The organism is Sphingomonas faeni (assembly GCF_003053745.1).
Taxonomy (GTDB): domain Bacteria; phylum Pseudomonadota; class Alphaproteobacteria; order Sphingomonadales; family Sphingomonadaceae; genus Sphingomonas; species Sphingomonas faeni.
This window is the reverse complement of the sequence record NZ_QAYE01000001.1, coordinates 19,401-38,067: the sequence shown is the minus strand read 5'-3', so window position 1 is coordinate 38,067 and position 18,667 is coordinate 19,401. Positions and strand designations below refer to the sequence as shown.

At 67.4% G+C, this 18,667-nt stretch carries 20 protein-coding genes; 17 read left to right on the top strand and 3 right to left on the bottom strand.

Annotation, left to right across the window (positions count from 1 at the left end):
• The first annotated feature begins 406 nt into the window (after positions 1–406).
• The 8 genes from C8J25_RS00230 (at position 407) to C8J25_RS00195 (ending at position 6,630) form a co-directional block, all read left to right on the top strand.
• Positions 407–1,081 carry a motility protein A gene (locus C8J25_RS00230; RefSeq protein WP_107951783.1) on the top strand — a complete coding sequence of 225 codons (675 nt, stop codon included), beginning with the start codon at positions 407–409 and terminating at the stop codon, positions 1,079–1,081.
• On the top strand, positions 1,078–1,599 hold the full coding sequence (locus C8J25_RS00225) for a hypothetical protein (protein WP_107951782.1): 522 nt from the start codon (positions 1,078–1,080) through the stop codon (positions 1,597–1,599). Before C8J25_RS00230 ends, C8J25_RS00225 begins: the two co-directional genes overlap by 4 nt.
• Positions 1,596–2,090 (top strand): flagella basal body P-ring formation protein FlgA, encoded by a 495-nt coding sequence (locus tag C8J25_RS00220; RefSeq protein WP_107951781.1) that lies wholly within the window; start codon positions 1,596–1,598, stop codon positions 2,088–2,090. The genes C8J25_RS00225 and C8J25_RS00220 overlap by 4 nt, the downstream gene beginning before the upstream one ends.
• A gap of 85 nt (positions 2,091–2,175) precedes the next feature.
• On the top strand, positions 2,176–2,472 hold the full coding sequence (gene flgM, locus C8J25_RS00215) for a flagellar biosynthesis anti-sigma factor FlgM (RefSeq protein WP_107951780.1): 297 nt from the start codon (positions 2,176–2,178) through the stop codon (positions 2,470–2,472).
• Positions 2,459–2,776 (top strand): flagellar protein FlgN, encoded by a 318-nt coding sequence (locus tag C8J25_RS00210; protein ID WP_107951779.1) that lies wholly within the window; start codon positions 2,459–2,461, stop codon positions 2,774–2,776. Before flgM ends, C8J25_RS00210 begins: the two co-directional genes overlap by 14 nt.
• A gap of 186 nt (positions 2,777–2,962) precedes the next feature.
• On the top strand, positions 2,963–3,820 hold the full coding sequence (locus C8J25_RS00205) for a flagellar biosynthesis protein FlgJ (protein WP_107951778.1): 858 nt from the start codon (positions 2,963–2,965) through the stop codon (positions 3,818–3,820).
• A 3-nt stretch (positions 3,821–3,823) separates the two neighbouring features.
• Positions 3,824–5,884 carry a flagellar biosynthesis protein FlhA gene (gene flhA / locus C8J25_RS00200; protein WP_056054189.1) on the top strand — a complete coding sequence of 687 codons (2,061 nt, stop codon included), beginning with the start codon at positions 3,824–3,826 and terminating at the stop codon, positions 5,882–5,884.
• Positions 5,881–6,630 (top strand): FliA/WhiG family RNA polymerase sigma factor, encoded by a 750-nt coding sequence (locus C8J25_RS00195; RefSeq protein ID WP_107951777.1) that lies wholly within the window; start codon positions 5,881–5,883, stop codon positions 6,628–6,630. The genes flhA and C8J25_RS00195 overlap by 4 nt, the downstream gene beginning before the upstream one ends.
• Here C8J25_RS00195 and C8J25_RS00190 read toward each other — a convergent pair.
• The 3 genes from C8J25_RS00190 to C8J25_RS00180 form a co-directional block, all read right to left on the bottom strand.
• Positions 6,578–7,405, bottom strand: a complete 828-nt coding sequence (locus C8J25_RS00190; protein ID WP_425275430.1) for an SDR family NAD(P)-dependent oxidoreductase — start codon at positions 7,403–7,405, stop codon at positions 6,578–6,580. The genes C8J25_RS00195 and C8J25_RS00190 overlap by 53 nt on opposite strands.
• A gap of 256 nt (positions 7,406–7,661) precedes the next feature.
• On the bottom strand, positions 7,662–8,549 hold the full coding sequence (locus C8J25_RS00185) for a flagellin N-terminal helical domain-containing protein (RefSeq protein WP_107952492.1): 888 nt from the start codon (positions 8,547–8,549) through the stop codon (positions 7,662–7,664).
• Between the two features lie 283 nt (positions 8,550–8,832).
• Positions 8,833–9,744 carry a flagellin N-terminal helical domain-containing protein gene (locus C8J25_RS00180; protein ID WP_107952490.1) on the bottom strand — a complete coding sequence of 304 codons (912 nt, stop codon included), beginning with the start codon at positions 9,742–9,744 and terminating at the stop codon, positions 8,833–8,835.
• Positions 9,745–10,028: 284 nt separating this feature from the next.
• Between C8J25_RS00180 and C8J25_RS00175 the strand changes: the two genes are divergently transcribed.
• Genes C8J25_RS00175 through C8J25_RS00135 form a run of 9 tightly spaced genes read left to right on the top strand, consistent with a single transcriptional unit; the run spans position 10,029 to position 18,666 of the window.
• Positions 10,029–11,330, top strand: coding sequence for a sigma-54 interaction domain-containing protein (locus C8J25_RS00175; RefSeq protein WP_107951776.1), 1,302 nt, complete (start codon positions 10,029–10,031; stop codon positions 11,328–11,330).
• On the top strand, positions 11,327–11,689 hold the full coding sequence (gene fliE / locus C8J25_RS00170) for a flagellar hook-basal body complex protein FliE (protein WP_107951775.1): 363 nt from the start codon (positions 11,327–11,329) through the stop codon (positions 11,687–11,689). Before C8J25_RS00175 ends, fliE begins: the two co-directional genes overlap by 4 nt.
• 1 nt (position 11,690) lies before the next feature.
• Positions 11,691–13,355 (top strand): flagellar basal-body MS-ring/collar protein FliF, encoded by a 1,665-nt coding sequence (gene fliF / locus C8J25_RS00165; RefSeq protein WP_107951774.1) that lies wholly within the window; start codon positions 11,691–11,693, stop codon positions 13,353–13,355.
• Positions 13,352–14,362: a flagellar motor switch protein FliG gene (gene fliG, locus C8J25_RS00160; protein ID WP_107951773.1), complete on the top strand. Its 1,011-nt coding sequence runs from the start codon at positions 13,352–13,354 to the stop codon at positions 14,360–14,362. Before fliF ends, fliG begins: the two co-directional genes overlap by 4 nt.
• Positions 14,355–15,092 carry a FliH/SctL family protein gene (locus tag C8J25_RS00155; RefSeq protein ID WP_107951772.1) on the top strand — a complete coding sequence of 246 codons (738 nt, stop codon included), beginning with the start codon at positions 14,355–14,357 and terminating at the stop codon, positions 15,090–15,092. Before fliG ends, C8J25_RS00155 begins: the two co-directional genes overlap by 8 nt.
• Positions 15,086–16,411 (top strand): FliI/YscN family ATPase, encoded by a 1,326-nt coding sequence (locus C8J25_RS00150; RefSeq protein ID WP_107951771.1) that lies wholly within the window; start codon positions 15,086–15,088, stop codon positions 16,409–16,411. The genes C8J25_RS00155 and C8J25_RS00150 overlap by 7 nt, the downstream gene beginning before the upstream one ends.
• 1 nt (position 16,412) lies before the next feature.
• Entirely contained in the window at positions 16,413–16,838 is a 426-nt protein-coding gene (locus C8J25_RS00145; RefSeq protein WP_107951770.1) for a hypothetical protein, read from the top strand.
• Positions 16,839–16,871: 33 nt separating this feature from the next.
• On the top strand, positions 16,872–18,020 hold the full coding sequence (locus tag C8J25_RS00140; RefSeq protein WP_146173251.1) for a flagellar hook-length control protein FliK: 1,149 nt from the start codon (positions 16,872–16,874) through the stop codon (positions 18,018–18,020).
• 19 nt (positions 18,021–18,039) lie between these two features.
• Complete coding sequence (locus C8J25_RS00135; protein WP_107951768.1) at positions 18,040–18,666, top strand: flagellar basal body-associated FliL family protein; 627 nt, start codon at positions 18,040–18,042, stop codon at positions 18,664–18,666.
• Position 18,667: the final 1 nt, after the last annotated feature.

Here is an 18,667-nt window from a genome sequence, read left to right as displayed (position 1 = left end):
TGCTGCCGTACGATGATCGCAACACCCGCCACCACTCCGTCGAATTGGTGCAGACGTACCCCACCCCAACAGGTCCACCACCCCGGCGGAGGCCGGGGCCCAGTTGGATAGGTCGCAGTAACGAAGCGCGCGCTCAGTGAACAACGTCCCCCAACTGGGCCCCGGCCTCCGCCGGGGTGGTGTCAAATGCCCGCAGGCATCACTCCCTCCCCCCTTCTTCCCCCCTCCCTCGTGAAGGGAGGGGTCGGGGGTGGGTGGGCTGCTTGGCGAACTCCGCGACCCGCAACGAACCCACCCACCCCTAGCCCCTCCCTTCACGAGGGAGGGGAACAGAAGAGTATGCCAGAGGCATGACGAGGGACAACCCTCCACCCAATTGGCCTACCCCTTGCATCACCCCACGCACATGATTACGCTCGCCCAACTCCTCGACCCCGCAGCGCTCGCCATCGTCGGTGGCGGAACGGCGCTCGCCGTCGTCCTCCGCACCCCCCTCTGCGACCTCGGCCGAGCACTTGCCGCCGTCACCACGCTCGGCCGCGGCCGGTTCGATGCCGACCCGCTGCTGCTCCAGATCACTGCCCTCGCCCGCATCGCCAAGCGCCACGGCGTGATGGCGCTCGATCGCTCGGTCATCACCGACGCGGACGTCGCCGCGGGGATCGCCGCGATCGTCGACGGCGCCTCCGCAACCGACGTCGCGACGCTCGTCCAGCACCGCCGCCGCGCCCGCATCGAACGCCACGTCGCCGCCGCCGACGTCTGGGCCGGTGCCGCCGAGGTCGCGCCGGCGATGGGCATGGTCGGCACGCTGATCGGCCTCGCGCAGATGTTCGCGACGATGAGCGATCCCGGCGCGATCGGTGGTGCGATGGCGGTGGCGCTACTCGCGACGCTGTACGGCGCGCTGTTCGCCAACCTGCTCTTCATGCCGATCGCCAACCGCCTGCGCGCGCAAGGGCGTAACGAGGCGTTCGAACGCGCGCGCATCGAAGCGCCGTTGGTGGCACTTGCCGAACGAGAGACGCCGCGTGGCTATGTCGCCCCGATCGCGCCGCCGACGCTGGCAACCGTCGTATGAACGCCAACGAATATCCCGACGCGCCGACCGGTAAGCCGCTCTGGTTGATCACGCTCGCCGACCTCGCCTTGTTGCTGGTCGGTTTCCTCGTGCTGCTCCAGGCGACGCAGCATATCGGCGGCAAGGACTTGGCGAAGGGCATTCGCGAGGGCTTCGGCACGAACGACACCGAGCCGACGCCAATGCCCGTCGCGGCCGCCGGCATCCTCGATTTCGCGCCCGGATCGGCAATCCTGCCGACCACGCCGGGCGCGCTCGTCGCCTGGGCGCGGGAGGCGGCGCGGGATCCCCGCGTGATGCTCACCGTCACCGGCTCCACCGACGGCACGCCGGCCGATATCGACCGCGTCACCGGCAGCGCCGCGATCCTCGCCGCCGACCGCGCGCGCACCGTCGCCGCCGCGCTCGCCGCGGTCGCACCGTCTCGCGTCGCCATCGTCACCGCGACCAAGCCCGGCCGCCGTGCCGCCATCGTCTCCGTCGCCTTTGTCGGCGAAGCCCCGAGGACCCAACCATGATTCTTCCGTTCCTGCTCATGGCCGCAAGCTTCCAGGATACCGCCGCGCTCGACGCCTCGGTCGCCGCGTTTACCGGTCGCCCGACCGGTGCCGAGGGCGGCGCGCGTACGCCGGTCGATGCGCGGTTGCGGCTTGCGACCTGTCCGACGGTGTCGCTGTCGTGGCGCTCCGAACAGCATGACGCGGTCGTCGTCTCATGCGCCGGCCCCGCATGGCGGATCTTCGTGCCCGTCATCCGCCCCGCCAACGCGCCCGCCGCTGTAGCAGCCTCGTTCACGCCCGCCGTGAAGGCCGCGCCGGTCATCAAACGTGGCGATCCGATCGTGATCGAAGCCGGTACAGAGGGCTTCTCGATCAGCCGCGAAGGCGTCGCGATGGGTGATGCCGCGCCCGGCGGCCGCTTCATGGTCAAGGTCGACGACACCCGCACGCCGGTTCAGGCGATCGCCGTCGATGCCGGTCGCGCGACGCTTCCCGGTTGGTCGAACTAATTTCAGCCGAACAGATTAATTTTGCTAAAGGTTTTCTGCGTGCAGCCGTTTCTCCTGATGTCAGCGCAAACCAGAGGATGCGGACATGGTGGACTCGATCGGCGCGAAGCCGTCAGTAGCAGGAGATCGCTCCGTCGCGCGCATCGCCGCGGCGGCGCCGGCGACGGTCGTACAAACGCCGGTCCTGCCCAAGCAGATTTCGGTGGTCCCAGAATCGATCGCGCTCGCCAAGTCGATGGCCGCCTCGCCGCCGATCGATGCCAGCCGCGTTGCCGCGATCAAGAAGGCGATCGCGACGGGCACCTTCCCGATCCTCCCCGCGACCATCGCCGATCGCCTGATGGCGCTTCGCCTGGACTGGAATTCCAATGAAACGGCGTGATGCCCTGATCCGCGTGATCGACGCGCTGCACGCCGAGATCGCCGCGCTGAAGTCGAACGACGTCGCCAGTCTGGAGCGCGCGACCGCGGACAAGCTCGCCGGGATCGAACAGGTCGCGCTGCTCGGCACCGGGCCCGCGGGCACCGAGATCCGCGAGCTGGCCGACGAGGCGAACCGGCTCAACGAGACGTGCCGGATCTATACCAACTTGATGGCGGCAAATGTTCGCCGCCGCCTGCAAACCCTGACCGGCGACGGTGCCATTGCCGGCTACCGCCCAGGCCTGCGCGCCGCGTACGCCTGACTTCTGCGCCCGTCCCTTTTAACCTCCGTCATCCTGACGAAAGTCAGGATCCAGAGTAACAGAGGGTTGCGCTACATGGCTCTGGATCCTGACTTTCGTCAGGATGACGGCGCTACGGGAACCGAATACCAAAACTGGCACGCCCCTTGCTGAGTATCCCCTGAACCAGGGGCACCGCACACGGGCATGACCGTCAATCCTATCACTACCGGCCGGATCCAGTCCGCGATCGCGCTTGCAAGCAGCAAGACGGGCGTGGATTTCGACTATCTGCTGGGCCAGGCGAAGCTCGAGAGCGGGCTCAACGCCAACGCCAAGGCCGGCACGTCGAGCGCATCCGGTCTCTATCAGTTCATCGAACAGAGCTGGCTGTCCGTCGTCAAGAAGCACGGCGCCGAGCACGGCATGGCGTGGGCCGCGAACAGCATCGGCCAGTCGTCGAGCGGCCGCCTCTCGGTCGGCGATGCCGGCACCAAGGCGGCTATCCTCGCGCTCCGCAACGATCCCAACGCCGCCTCGCTGATGGCCGCCGAATACGCGTCGGACAACAAGGCCTCGCTCGAAGGCACGCTGAACCGTCCCGCGTCCGGCACCGACCTCTACATGGCGCATTTCATGGGCCTCGGCGGCGCGACCAAGTTCCTCAAGACGATGCAGGCCAACCCGCAGGCTAGTGGCGCCGCGCTGTTCCCCGCCGCCGCACGCGCGAACCACAACGTCTTCTACGACTCCAACAACCAGCCGCGCACGCTGTCGGCGATCTACGACCGCTTCTCCGACAAGCTCGGCGGTGCCGCCGCCGGGGCAAGCGCGACCGCGACGCCCGCCAACTACGCCGCGCAGGCGCTCGACATGAACGGCAGCACGGTCATCACCGGCAACAACGAAAGCGCCGACGACGCGCTGGCCTGGGCCCAATCGGCAATGGGCACTGCAATGGGCAGGTTCACCGGCAAGACGACGCAGGCCGCCGCCAGTATCCTGCGCCCGACGCCCGATACCGCGCGGCTCGCGTACATGATGCTCGCACGGTTGGGCGGCTAAGCCATGAACCGCATTCTCTCTAACGCGCGCGCGTCGGTCCTGCCGCTCGCGATCCTGCTGCTCGTGCTCGTCATGGTCGTGCCGATCCCGGCGTTCATGCTCGACATCTTCTTCGTGGCGAACATCGCGATCAGCCTGGCCGTGCTGATGGTCGCGCTCAACGCGCAGAAGCCGCTCGATTTTTCCGCCTTCCCGACCGTCCTCCTGTTCGCGACCCTCTTCCGCCTCGGCCTCAACGTCGCCTCCACCCGCATCGTGCTGGTCCACGGCCACGAGGGCGAGAGCGCGGCGGGCCACGTGATCGAGGCGTTCGGCACATTCCTGATCGGCGGCGATTACGTCGTCGGCATCTTCGTCTTCGCGATCCTGATGATCATCAACATGATCGTCGTCACCAAGGGCGCCGGCCGCGTGTCGGAAGTCAGCGCGCGTTTCACGCTCGACGCGTTGCCCGGCAAGCAGATGGCCATCGACGCCGACTTGAACGCCGGCCTGATCACCCCCGACGAAGCCAAGGCGCGCCGCGTCGAAGTCTCCACCGAAGCCGATTTCTACGGCTCGATGGACGGCTCGTCGAAGTTCGTGAAGGGCGATGCGGTCGCGGCGATGCTGATCCTCGCCGCCAACATCATCGGCGGCCTGATCCTCGGCCCCGTCAGCCACGGCATGACGATCGCCGATGCCGCGCACAACTACATCCTGCTCGCGATCGGCGACGCGCTCGTCGCGCAGCTGCCGTCGCTGATGCTGTCGATCGCCGCCGCCTCGATCGTTACGCGCGTCACCTCCGACAAGGACCTTGCCGGCCAGATCGGCGGCCAGTTCGGAAGCCCACGCACCTGGACGCCGGTCGCGGTCATCCTCGCGCTGCTCGGCATCCTGCCCGGCATGCCGCACATGGTGATCCTGCCGGCCGCGGCGATCGCCGGGTTCGCCGCGTGGAAGCTCCGCCAGATCGAGCGCCGCCCTGCCCCCGTCGTGGTCGTCCCCGTCGAGACGATCGACCAGTCGAAGATCGGCTGGGAGGAAGTCACCGACGGCATGCAGGTCAATCTCGACATCGGTTACGGCCTGGTGCCGCTCGCCGACGAGCGTCGCGGCTCGCCGCTGATGGGCCGCATCACCGGCGTGCGTCGCCAGCTGTCGAAGGAACTCGGCTTCGTCGTGCCGCAGGTCCGCGTCCGCGACGACATCAACCTCGCGCCCTACGTCTACCGCATCCTCGTCAACGGCGTCGTGGTCGGCGAGGACACGGTGTCGCCCGACGAGATGCTCGCGCTCGATACGGGCCAGGCGTTCGGCGACCTGTTCGGCAAGAAGGTCAAGGACCCCACCTTCGGGCTCGACGCGACCTGGGTCGATGCGGGCGACGCCGATGCCGCGACCGGCGCGGGCTATCTCGTGGTCGATCCCGGCACGGTGATGGCGACGCACCTCAACCACCTGCTCGGCCAGAACGCGTCCGAGCTGCTCGGCCAGGACGAAGTCCAGGCGCTGCTCGACGGCCTCAAGGAGCGCGCCGCGCAGCTGGTCGCCGCGCTCGCGCCGCTGCCGATCACGACGCTGACGCAAGTCCTCAAGGGCCTGCTCGCGGAGAACGTCCCGCTCAAGGAATTCCGTCGCATCGCCGGCGCGATCGCAGTCGCGGCGCAGCGCACGCAGGATGCCGAGGAGATCATCGAGACGATCCGTCCCGAACTCGGCGCGCTCATCATCCAGAAACTGTGCGGCGTGCGCGAACCGCTGCGCGTCATGACGTTGGAGGGTCAATTGGAAGGTCTGCTCGGCCAGGCGATGCGCGCCGATCAATCGCGCCGCCACGTCATCGAACCCGATCTCGGCCGGCGCATCGTCGAGGCGCTGCAACGCGCCGCCGAACCGCTGATCGCCGAGGCCAAACCGTTCGCGCTGGTCGTCCAGCCGACCATCCGCATCGCGATCCGCAAGCTGGTGCGAACGTGCCTTCCCGATACGCCCGTCATGTCGTTCTTCGAAGTGCCCGAGGAGAAGGCCGTCGAAGTCGTCGCGGTCATCGGTGCCTCGCAGCAGGCGCTGGCAGCATGAGCGCGCTCCCGATGCGCGGTGCGTTCGCAGACGCCCAGCCTTTGACGTACCGCCCGCATCAACGCCCCGGCGGCGACGCGGACCAGCTCGTCAAACAGCATCTCCCGCTGGTCCGCCGGATCGCGTGGCACGTCCACGGCAGCATGAGCAGCAGCGTCGAGGTTGAGGATCTGATCCAGGTCGGCCTCGTGGCGCTGGTCGAGGCCGCCGCGAATTTCGACGAGCGCGGCATGCCGTTCAAGACCTACCTGATCACCCGCCTCCGCGGCAGCATGATCGACGAACTCCGCCGCCAGGCCACGTCGACGCGAGGCGCGATGCGTCGCCGTCGCCAGTACGCAGACGCCATCTCGACGCTGACCGCCCGCACGGGCAAGGCTCCCGGAGAAGACATGATCGCAGAGCATATCGGCGTCACGATCGAGAAACTCCGCACCGACTACGTCACCGCCGACGCGATCCGCTTCGACTCGATCGACGACATGTATGCGGACGACCTGCCGTGGTTCGCCGACGACACGCCCGACGCGTTCGAGCAGCTTGCCGACAGCGACATGCGCGAGGCCCTCATCGCCGCGATCACCGCGCTCCCCGAACGCGAGGCGCAGGTGATCCAGCTCTATTATGTCGAGGAACTCAACCTCGAGGAGATCGGCGAAGTCTTCGGCGTCGGCTCGGCGCGCGTCTGCCAGATCAAGGCGTCCGCACATGCGAAGTTGAAGAAGGCACTCGCCCGAGCGCTATAGAGCGACTGACGGGCAAAGCTTCAGAGCACGCCCGGTCACGCGCTCCAGCCGCCGTCGATGTTATATACCGCGCCGGTAATGAACCCCGCTTCGTCCGATGCGAGATAGGCGACCAGCCCGGCCACCTCGTCAGGCGTGCCGTGTCGACGGATGGCAAGCGGCGCCCTGTTCGCCTCCGCATTGGGGCCGTCGGCAGGATTGCGTTCGGTGTCGACCGGCCCGGCTGCACCAGATTTGCGGTGATGCCGCGTGCGCCCAGATCGCGCGCCAGACCCCGGGTCATGCCAGCAAGCGCCGACTTGCTGGCGGCATAGAGCGTAACGCCCTCACCGGGCGCGCGGTCGGCGACGATGCTGCCGATCGTAATGATGCGTCCGCCGGTGGGCATTGCGGCCGCAACCCGTTGCGCGGCAATGAACGGCGCACGGACGTTGACCGCAAACACCCGTTCGAACGCATCGTCGGCATAGCTCGCAAGCGTGCCGTTTTCCGACATGCCGGCCACGTTCACCAGGATATCGATCGTGGCGTAGCGCGCGATCACCGTGTCGATCGCAGCGCGCAACGCGGCGGCGGCGCTCACATCGGTCTGAACCGCAAAGACCGCGCGTCCACCGTCCTCGATCCCGCGAACGAACAGTCGCGCATCGTCCGCACGCGATCGATAGATCACCGCCAGCGACGCGCCATCGGCAGCGAGGCGGCGCGTTATCGCGGCTCCTATGCCGCGCGTCCCGCCGATCACCAGGGCGATCTTTCCGTGCAATGCCGTCATCGCTCTTCCCAACCAGCCTATGCTGCGATGCCGATGGTGGCACACACAGAGGAGAGCAGTGTACGCCTAACCTCCACGTGCAGACCAGTTGCACGCTATGGGGCCACGATAACGCCTTTCCTCGATCGCCCGCAAACATGCAAAAACCCCGGCAGCTTGCGCCACCGGGGTCTTTCCCGCTCGCGCTTCAGGGAAGCGAGGCGGGTCCGACCGGCACCGTCACCCTGCGGGGGGCTGGTGCCGGTGCCGGTCCGGATTAACCCAGAAGCTTCAGCACGCTCTGCTGGCTCTGGTTCGCCTGGCTCAGCATCGCGGTCGATGCCTGGCTCAGGATCTGCGCCTTGGCGAGCGCGGTGGTCTCAGCCGAGAAGTCGGTGTCTTCGATGCGGCTCTTGGCGTCCGACAGGTTGGTCGCGTTCGAGGTCAGGTTGTTGACCGCCGACTGAAGCTGGTTCTGCGATGCGCCAAGCGATGCGCGACGGTTCGAGACGAGTGAAATCGCGTCGTCATAGTTCTGCAGCGTACCAGCTGCCGCAACCGTAGTGGTCGTGTTCGGTGAGGTACCCGTCGTTGTCGAAACGACCACCGTGCCGACGCCGCCAGCAAGTGCGTTCGAACCGGAACCAGTTGCGACCGCGCTAAGGCTGGTGCCCAGATTGAGTTCGATCGCATCACTTGCGTTCGCGCCTGCCTGGATCGAGACCTTGCCGGTATTGGTGCCGGCACTGCCATCGAACAGCTTGACGCCATTGAAGGTGGTGTTGGTCAGGACGTTGGCGATCTGCTTGGCGAGTGCATCCTGTTCCGACGTGATATTCGCCTTGTCGCTGGTCGAATAAGTGCCGTTGCTCTTCTGCACTTCCAACTCGCGCATGCGCTGCAGGTTGTTGCTGACCTCGTCGAGCGCGCCTTCGGCCGTCTGTGCCATCGAGATGCCGTCGTTCGCGTTGCGGACGCCCTGATTCATGCCCTTGATCTGCGACGTCATCGACGACGAAATGGCGAGGCCGGCTGCATCGTCCTTGGCCGAATTGATGCGCTTGCCGGTCGACAGGCGCTCCATCGAAGTCGCGAGCAGGTTCGAAGCTTTGGTCGAGGCATTGGTCGCGCGCAGCGCGGAAACGTTCGTGCCGATGACAGTCATTGTGAAACTCCAGTGATCTTCGGCGATCCCCGCCGCCCCCGTGGCGAAGGGCCGTGCCGCCATAAGAAGTAACGGCGGGATCGCATCGAACTTAAACGTGACCGGCCAAATTCTGCCGTTTTTTTCTTATGGTTTACAGTATCTTGCAGGGCAACGCGCCGTGCCGAACGGACGAAACCCCCGACAGCGGATGCTGCCGGGGGCTCTCACGCGCATGATGCATGCGGCGACGTCTATCGGCGCCGTCACCCAAGGGGGGGCGGTGCCGGCGCCGAAAGCTGGATTAGCCGAGCAGCTTGAGCACGCTCTGCTGGCTCTGGTTCGCCTGGCTCAGCATCGCGGTCGATGCCTGGCTCAGGATCTGTGCCTTGGCGAGTGCGGTCGTCTCTGCCGAGAAATCGGTGTCTTCGATGCGGCTCTTCGCGTCCGACAGGTTGGTCGCGTTCGACGTCAGGTTGTTGACCGCCGACTGCAGCTGGTTCTGCGCAGCGCCTAGCGAAGCACGACGATTGGAGACCGTAGCGATCGCGTTGTCATAATCCTTCAGCGGATCAGTGCTGCCTGTCGCCGCGCCATTCGCCGTGACGACGGTGCCGACGCCGCCGCCAGCTGGCGAGGCTAAGACCGCCGGGTTTGCGTTCGGATCGGCCGCGACGGCTGCCGTATAGGCTGCGGTCAGGTTCGTGCCGAGGTTGAGATCGATCGAATCGGTTCCGTTCGCGCCGGCCTGGATCTTAACCACTGCGCCACCGGCCGGTGCACTCGCTGCACCTGCCTTGCCGTCGAACATCTTCACGCCGTTGAAGGTGGTGTTCGTCAGAACGTTGGTGATCTGCTTGGCCAGCGCGTCCTGCTCGGTCTTGATGTTGGCGATATCGCTCGAGGAATAGGTGCCGTTGGTCTTCTGCACTTCGAGTTCACGCATGCGCTGCAGATTGTTCGTGACCTCGTCGAGCGCGCCCTCAGCGGTCTGCGCCATCGAAATGCCGTCGTTGGCGTTGCGGATGCCCTGGTTCATGCCCTTGATCTGCGACGTCATCGACGACGAGATGGCGAGGCCGGCGGCGTCGTCCTTGGCCGAATTGATGCGCTTGCCGGTCGACAGGCGCTCCATCGAGGTCGCGAGCAGGCCCGAGGCCTTGGTCGAAGCGTTGGTCGCGCGCAGCGCCGAGATGTTGGTACCGATGACAGTCATTGCGAAATCTCCGTGATCTTCGACGATCCGCGCCGCCCCCATGGCGAAGTGCCGATCCGTCAAAGTGGGTAACGGCCGGTTCGGGACGGACTTAAGCGAAAAAATGCAGCCGGGGCCGGGCCTCGCGCACGCCCGTACGGGAGCCCGCGCGCGTCTTCGTGTGCGCAAACGCGCGCCGGTGTGCTCGCGGAGACGCGCCCGGAAATAATCTGCCGGGGGCGGCAGGGTTTAACCGCGCGTTTACCACCAGTGCCGCATTCCCCGAATCGTTCAGGGGGCACTCAATGCGTTCAATTTTTCCATCGGCCGCAGTCACTTCGCGGAAATACGCGCTCGTTTCGTCATTGCGCGCGCAGGGCTTCGGCGTAGGCTCGTTCGAGACTGCACAGCCCGGTGCGAACGACCTGTTCCTGGTTGCGGACGGCGAGGGTGTCACCGCCCCCGCGCGCACTGTGGTGATCGGTTGCGAAGGTCGTGAAGTGACCCCCTCGCGCGACGGTTCGCCGGCGCGGATCAGCTTTGCCGCAGAGGACACAGCCGTCGGCAACGGCTTCGCCCGCGCCCTGATCGGCGGTGCGGACATGCCGACCGCCGCGGACCCCGAATCCCTGGCGCTGCTCGCGCTTGCCGAGCGGGTTGCCGCCGCCGACATCACCGTGCTGATCAACGGTCCGACCGGCACCGGCAAGGAAGTGCTCGCCCGCGCCATCCACAATGGCTCCGCGCGCAAGGACAAGCCGTTCATCGCGATCAACTGCGCCGCGCTGCCCGAATCGATGCTCGAGGCGCTGCTGTTCGGGCACCAGAAGGGTGCGTTCACTGGCGCGTCGTCGGGCGGCGACGGGTTCTTCCGTGCAGCCAATGGCGGTACGATCCTGCTGGACGAGATTGCGGAGATGCCGCTCCAGCTGCAGGCGAAACTGCTCCGCGTGCTGCAGGAGCGCGAGGTCGTGCCGCTCGGTGCCTCGGTACCGCAACCGATCGACGTCCGCGTGATCGCCTGTGCCAACCGCGACCTCCATGCCGAAGTCGCCGCCGGCCGGTTCCGCGCCGATCTCTATTACCGCCTCGCGGTGTTCCCGCTCGCGACCAAGTCGCTGGCCGAGCGCCCGCAGGACATTCCCGCGCTCGCCGCGACGCTCATCCTGCGTCATGCCGGCAACCGCAACGTCATTCCCTGGCCGAGCCACGCCGCGATCGAGCAGCTGATGCTGCACGACTGGCCGGGCAATGTCCGCGAGCTGGAGAACGTGATCCAGCGCGCGATGCTGTTCTGCGGCGGCGACACGATCGAGGCGAACCACATCGTGTTCGACCGCCCGGTATCGATGACCTTCCAGCGTAGCGCGGTAGTGACGCCGATCACGCCGATGGCAGCGCCGGCCGAACCAGAAACTTTGGGCAACATCGTCCAGATGAGTGAATTCGCCGCGATCCGCGAGACGCTCAAGGCCTGCAACGGCAGCCGGATCGAGACCGCGAAACGCCTCGGCATCTCCGAGCGCACGCTCCGCTACCGCCTTGCCAAGGCGCGCGAGCAGGGCGACGATATCGGCAGCGTCCGTAACTGGGCGGCTTCGGCATGAGCGGCGTCTCGGGAATAGGTGGCGGCGCGATGAGCGTCGACCGCGTCATGGCGCTGCGCTCGCAGATCCTCGAACGCAACCAGGCGCTGTCTCGCGCTGGCGCCGCCGGGACCGTCGCACCGACCGAAACGGTCAAGCCGACCAGCTTTGCCGACACGATGGAAACCGCGCTGAAGAGCGTCAACGACGGCCAGACCCAGGCCGCCAGGCTCAGCGAAAGCTATGAGCGCGGCGAGACGGTCGACATCGCGAAGGTGATGCTCGCCCGTCAGCAGGCGTCGGTCGGGTTCGAGGCGACGTTGCAGGTCCGCAACAAGCTGCTGTCCGCCTACAAGGATATCATGAGCATGCCGGTCTGATATGAGCACCGCACTCATCCCTTCGCCCGGCGGCACCGAACGGTTCGCCAATCCCCTCCGACAGATCAAGGGCGTCATGGCGCAGCCCGCGGTCCGCCGTTCGCTGCCGATGGCGCTGATGGTCGGCCTCATTGCGGCCGCCGCGCTTGCGTGGATGAGCCTGTCGACGCCGACGCAGAAGACGCTGTTCAGCGGCCTGCCCGATTCCGACAAGGCTGCGGTGACGTCCGCGCTGACGACCGCGAACATCAAAAGCCGTATCGACGAGGGCACCGGCGCGCTGACCGTCGGCGAGGACGACTACAGCCGCGCGAAAATGCTGCTCGCGGGTCAGGGTCTGCCGAAAGCGGCGCCGGGTGGTTACGCGATCCTCGACCAGTTGCCGATGGGCGTTTCGCGCGCGGTCGAGGGCGAACGCCTCCGCCAGGCGCGTGAGTCCGAGATGGCGAAGTCGATCGAGGAGATCGACGCCGTCGCCGAGGCGCGCGTGCATCTCGCCATGCCCGAAGCGTCGGTGTTCGTTCGCGACAACGCTGCGCCATCGGCGTCGGTCATCCTGAAGCTTCAGGGCGGCCGGTCGCTGAGCGATGCGCAGGTCAGCTCGATCATCAACCTCGTCGCCTCGTCGGTGCCGGGGATGAAGCCCGAGGCGGTGACGATCGTCGACCAGATGGGCGCGCTGCTCACCAAGGCCGGCGGCAACGACGGCGCGGGTGCGGCCAGCGATGCGCGGATCGACATTCAGCGCCGCGTCGAGGACAAGTATCGCACCCAGCTGATCGCGCTGCTTACGCCGTTGGTCGGCGCGGGCAATTTTACCGCCGAAGTACAGGCCGACGTCAATCTCGACGAGAGCCAGGCGACCCGCGAAAGCTACGAAAAGCAGGGCGTGCTGCGTGCCGAGACGGGCAACTGGACCGGCAACCAGAAGGACGGTCCCGCTGCGCCCGGCGGTATTCCGGGTGCGCTGAGCAATACGCCGCCCGCCGCGAGCACCTTGTCGACGCCGCAAGCCGCTAACGGCGCGTCGGGCAGCGCTCAGCCGGTCGCTGGCGGCGCGGCACCCGATGCGATGAAGCAGTCCGACCAGTATCAGCGCGCCTATGACCTTGGCCGCGAAGTGTCGGTCACGCGTGCCACGCCGGGCGGGGTCAAGCGGCTGTCGGTCGCCGTCCTCCTCCGCGATCCCGAAAAGGGTCGCCGCACCGCGATGGAGATCAACCAGATCAGCGATCTCGTGAAGAGCGCGGTCGGCTTCGACCAGGCGCGCAACGACAACGTGACGGTCATTAGCCGCAAGTTCGCCGGCGCCGACGCCACCGCGACGAGCGGTCCGGCGTGGTACGACAATGCCTGGCTGCCGGTGCTCGCGCGCAACGGCACGGCGATCCTGATCGCGCTGCTGGTGCTGCTGCTCGGGGTTCGCCCGATCGCCAAGGCGCTGATGAAGAAGCGCGACGATGCCGGCACGCGCCCTGCACTAGGCCAGCCGGGCGGCGCGGCGAGCGGCGACGGCATGGCGGTCGCAGCACCGGTGAGCCTCGACCAGCTCGAGAACACGCGCGGCTATGACGACCGGATCGGCGCGGTGCGCGGCTTCACGCGCGACAATCCGACGCGCGCAGCCCTCGCGGTACGCGACATGATCAAGGCCGACGCCAAGTGAGCGAGGCTGCAATCCGCACCTACACGGGCGTCGAGCGCGCCGCGGTGCTGATGATGCTCGTCGGCGAGGAGGAGGCCGCGGCCATCCTCCAGAAGCTGGAGCCCGAGGAAGTGCGCCAGCTTGGCGCGGCGATGTTCAAGGTCGCCGACGTGTCGGAGCAGGAAGTCGAGGACGTGCTCGACGATTTCGTCGGCCGCGCCCGCGAGCGCACCGCGATCGGCTTCGACCCGCGCCCGCAGATCGAGGCGGTAATGAACCGCGCGCTCGGCCCCGAGAAAGCGGAAAGCGTGCTCGCGCGCATCACCCCGCCCGAGGCCGCCTGCGAACTCGAACTGCTCGACTGGCTCGACGCACCCGAGATCGCCGCGATGATCGAGAAGGAGCATCCGCAGATCGCGGCCGTGCTGATCGCCAATCTTGATGCGTCGATCGGCGGCCAGGTGCTCGAACTGCTGCCCGACGCGATCCAGCCCGACATTCTCCACCGCATCGCACGGCTGGGACCGATCACGCCCGAGGCGGTCGAGACGCTGAAGATCGTCCTCGCCAACCGTACCACGGCCGCGCCCGGATCGGTGGGCGTCACGCTGGGTGGGACGCGTGAGGCCGCCAAGATCCTGTCGGGTGCGCGCAAGGCGACCGAACAGCGCGTCATGCCGAAACTGTTCAAGATCGACCGCGAAGTCGCCAAGGCGATCGAGGAGGCGATGTTCGTCTTCGACAATCTGCTCGCGCTCGACGACAAGAATCTCGGCACGCTGATCCGCAACGTCGACAGCGAGATCCTGACCAAGTCGTTGAAGGGCGTCGACGAAACGATCCGCAACCGTTTCCTCGGCTGCATGTCGGCGCGCGCCGCCGACGGCATCCGCGACGAGATGGAGGCACGCGGGCCGATGAAGCTCGCCGAAGTTCTCGAGGCGCAGAAGGCGATGATCGCGATCGCACGCGGGCTCGCGAAGGACGGCACGATCCAGATGGGCGGGGGGGAAGACGATTATGTCTAACGGCTTCACCGCGGGCTTCGCATCGCGCCACACGACGACCGCCAACATCCTGGCGAGCGCGTTCGCACCGCCCGCCGGGTTCGCCGCAGCGGATATCCGCGAGCGTGCGACGGTGCGGCCCGCGAACTTCGCGTCGCCGAACTTCTCCTCGGAGCCGAGCGCGCCCAAGCACTTCAGCCCGGCGGACAAGGACGTGAACCCGACCGCCGGTTGGGATCCGCTCGATCCGGTGAGCGAGTCGTCGTTCATCGATCCGCTCGCCGACGCCCACGCCGCCGGCTATGCGGAGGGTCTCGCCGCTGCGGCTGCTGCCGCACAGGAGACGGCCGCCCGCGACGGCGCACTGCTCGGCGACCTCGCCACCGCGCTCGGCAACGACCGGATCGACCGCGACCGCGTCGCCGCCCAACTCCGCCAGACGGTGTTATTCCTGGTCTCGAAACTTGTCGGTGAAGTCGGTATCGCCCCCGACGTCCTCGCGGGCCGGATTGAGTCGGCCGCCGAACTCCTGTCCGACTCCGCCGAATCCGCATTGCTCCGCGTCCATCCGGACGACGTCGCTCTGCTCGAAGGCCGGTTGCCGAAGTCTATCTTCGCCGCGGGCGATCCGGCCGTCGCGCGCGGCAGCTTCGTGCTCGAAAGCGCCTCGACGATCGTCGAAGACGGCCCCGAATTGTGGCTCGACCAACTCGCGCAGGCGATCGATCGCGTGCCGGTGCCCAAATGCTGAACCGCTTTACCGCCGACTATCTCGAGACCCTCTCCAACGCCGATTTCGTCGCCAAGCCAAAGGTCTCCGGCCGCCTCGCCTCGTTCGACGGGCTGCTCATGGAAGCGGTCGGCCTCACGCTGCCTGTCGGCACGGTCTGCCAGGTCGGCGAAGGCGCGGCGAGCGTCGAGGCGGAAGTCATCGGCTTCCGCAACGGCCGTACGCTGATGATGAACCTAGGCGGCGCCGCGGCCCTTCTCCCGCGCGCACCGGTCAAGCCGATCGGTGCGCCGGGAGAGGCCGAAGTCGGGGCAGCCATGCTCGGCCGCGTCGTCGACGGCGCCGGCAAGCCGATCGACGGTCTGGGCCCGATCCGTGGCGCCGGGCGCTGGCCGCTCGCGGGGAAACTCCAGTCTCCGCTCGACCGTGGCCGCGTACTCGAACCGCTCGACGTCGGCGTGCGCGCGATCAACGGCCTGCTGACGATCGGCCAGGGCCAGCGCGTCGGCATCATGGCCGGCTCGGGCGTCGGCAAGTCGGTGCTGCTCGGCATGATCGTCCGCGCCGCGCAGGCCGACGTGATCGTCATCGGCCTGATCGGCGAGCGTTCGCGCGAAGTCGCCGACTTCCTCGAAACCAAGGTCGCCGGCGCAGCGCGCAAGCGTTCGGTGGTCGTCGCCGTCCCCGCCAACCACTCCCCCGTCCTCCGCATCCGCGGCGCACTGCGGGCGCACGCGATCGCCGAATCCTTCCGCGACGAAGGCAAGAAGGTTCTGCTGATCATGGATTCGCTGACTCGAGTAGCGCATGCCGGTCGGGAGATCGGCCTCGCGCTCGGCGAACCCGCGTCGGCAAGAGGCTACCCCCCCAGCGCCATCGCTATGCTGCCGAACCTTATCGAGCGTGCGGGCGTCGACGTCCACACGGGCGGCTCGATCACCGCGATCTACACGGTGCTGGCGGACGGCGACGACGGCAACGACCCAGTGGTCGACTCCGCCCGCTCGATCCTCGACGGCCACATCGTCCTTAATCGCCACCTCGCCGAGCGCGGCGTCTACCCAGCGATCGACATCGGCCCGTCGGTCAGCCGCGTGATGACAGACATCGTCCCCGCGCACCACGCCAAGGCCGCGCGGACGCTTCGCCGTCACCTCGCCACCTACGAAGAAAACCGCGACCTCGTGTTGATGGGCGCGTACCGCCATGGCGCCGATCCCGCGATCGACGCGGCGATCGCGTGCCACCCCGCGGTCATGGAATATATTCGCCAGGACGCCGACGAGAACGTCTCGCTGAACGACGCGGTCGCCGAGCTGACCGGCGTGTTCGGCGGCTGAGATGGCGGATGCCCGCGGCAAGACGCTGGCGCGCATCCACCGCGTCCGCACACTCCAGCTCGGCCTGACCCGCGCCGACGAAGCACGCGCGCACGACAAGTTCGCCAGCGAACAGGCGTTGTCCGGCCGCATCGCGCTGCTCGCCGAAGCCGTCGCGCCGGTCCATGAAACGCAGGTCGCCGTGTCGCTCGGCGCCGCCGCGCATTACCGCGACCGCCTGCAACAATCCGCCAACGCCGCGATCGAGCGCGTGCAGGCCGCCGAATATCATGTCGAGCGCGCTGCTGAAGCAACCCGCGCCGCAAAGCGCGACCAGAGCGCCGTCGAGAAGCTGCTCGCGCGCGCCGACGCCGATGCGGTGCTGAAAGCGATCCGCGCGATGGAGGAGGCACCCGCCTTCCGGAGAGTTCGGCACGATCCTTGCTGAGCGGGGGGTATGAGCCCGAACGCGAGTGCCCGCATGATCCAGACCGCGACCCTTCCCCGTACCGTCCCGCTCCATCCGCGTGCGTCTTCCGCCAAGGCGAGCGGCGAGCCGGGTGATTTTGCGGGGTCGTTGGCGCGGGTCAGCGACGACGCGGATTCCGGAATGCCTGCCGCAGCGGCGGAAGACGACACCCGGCAGGACGACGCCGCGACCGGCAACGCCTTGCCGCCGCCCGTCATAGCGCCCGACCCCGCATTCGTGTGGCAGCCGATCGTTGCGACACCCGCGCCTGCCCCGCCCGTTTCCCCGCCCGCAGCCTCGACCGGTGCGCGCATCGTCGATGCATCCGGCAATCAGCCAACCGGCATGCAGCGCCCGACCTTTGCGCAATCGCAGCCTCAGTCCGTCACGCCGGCTGCGATAGAGCCACAACCACCCCTGCCCCCTGCGCCGATGCAAGCCGGCGGCACACCCGCAACGCAGCTTGCCGCCGCAATCATGGCTGCGATGCCGCCGATGAAAACGCCGGCGACGCCGGATACGCCGACCACCGACGCGCCGCGCTGGGCCACGCCCGACACGGCACCCGTTACCCTCGCCGTCGCGCAACCGGATGTCGTGCAGCCGCAACCGGGCACGGTCGCGTCGGCGGCAACGGTGTTCGGCGCAGCGATCCAGGCGGCAACCAAGAAGCGCGGCGAGTCCGACACGCCGGCAGCGCCTTCCGATACGCCGCTGAGCCCGGTCGGCGCCACCGCGACCCACGAGATCAAGGTCGCCGATGCGCAGCAGGCGCCGCTCGACATGCGCCAGGAGCGCTGGCCCCACGCGATGATCGAGCGGATTGAGATGCTCCGCGACGCCGCCGACGCGGTCGATACGCGCATCCGCCTCGTCCCCGACGCGCTCGGCGCGATCGACGTGTCGGTCAAGAAGGACGGCGATACCGTGCATGTCCACTTCAATGCCGAGCAGGCGGCGACGCGGACCTTGTTGGCGGACGCGCAACCGCGGCTCGCCGAACTGGCCGAAGCACGCGGGTTGAAGCTCGGACAGGGCTCGCTCGGCGACGGCGGCGCGCAACAGCAGCGCGCGCCTGCCGCCCCGCAAACCCCGAATCGCCCCGCGCCGACCTCTGCCGTGATCGCGGACACCGTCACCGACGACATTCGAATCGCTTGAACCGAAGGACCCCGAAACCATGAGCGACAATAAAGATACGCCCGACGCCGCCCCCAAGAAGAAGGGCAAGATGAAGACGATCCTGATCGGCGGCGTCGCGCTGCTGGTGCTGGTCGGCGGCGGCGTCGGTGCGGGCGTCTATGCCTCGAACGCCGGCCTGATCGGTGGCGGTGGCCACGCCGAAGCCGAGGACGGCAAGCCCAAGCTCGTGCCTAAGAGCGAACAGAAGCACGCGACCGAGGGCGGCGAAGGCGGCGGTCACGGCGGCGAGGACGCAGCCCCCGAAAACCACGGGATGAAGCCCCCCGCAGGGCAGGGCGGCGACAAATACGCCTCCACCTACTACCCACTGGAGAAGGATTTCACCTCGAATCTCCAGGATTCGGTGCACTTCGTCCAGGTCGGCGTCGCGGTCTCCACGCCGTATGACGACACCGTCATCACCAACCTCAAGACCAACGACATCGCGGTGCGTTCGGCGATCCTGATGGCGCTCGGCGACACCACCGAGGAGCAGGTGATGAGCAGCGACGGCAAGCGCCAGCTGCAGGTCCGCCTCGCCAAAGCGATCAACGATACGCTCAAGCAGAAGGAAGGATTCGGCGGCATCGGTAACGTTTACTTTACCAGTTTCGTCGTTCAGTGAG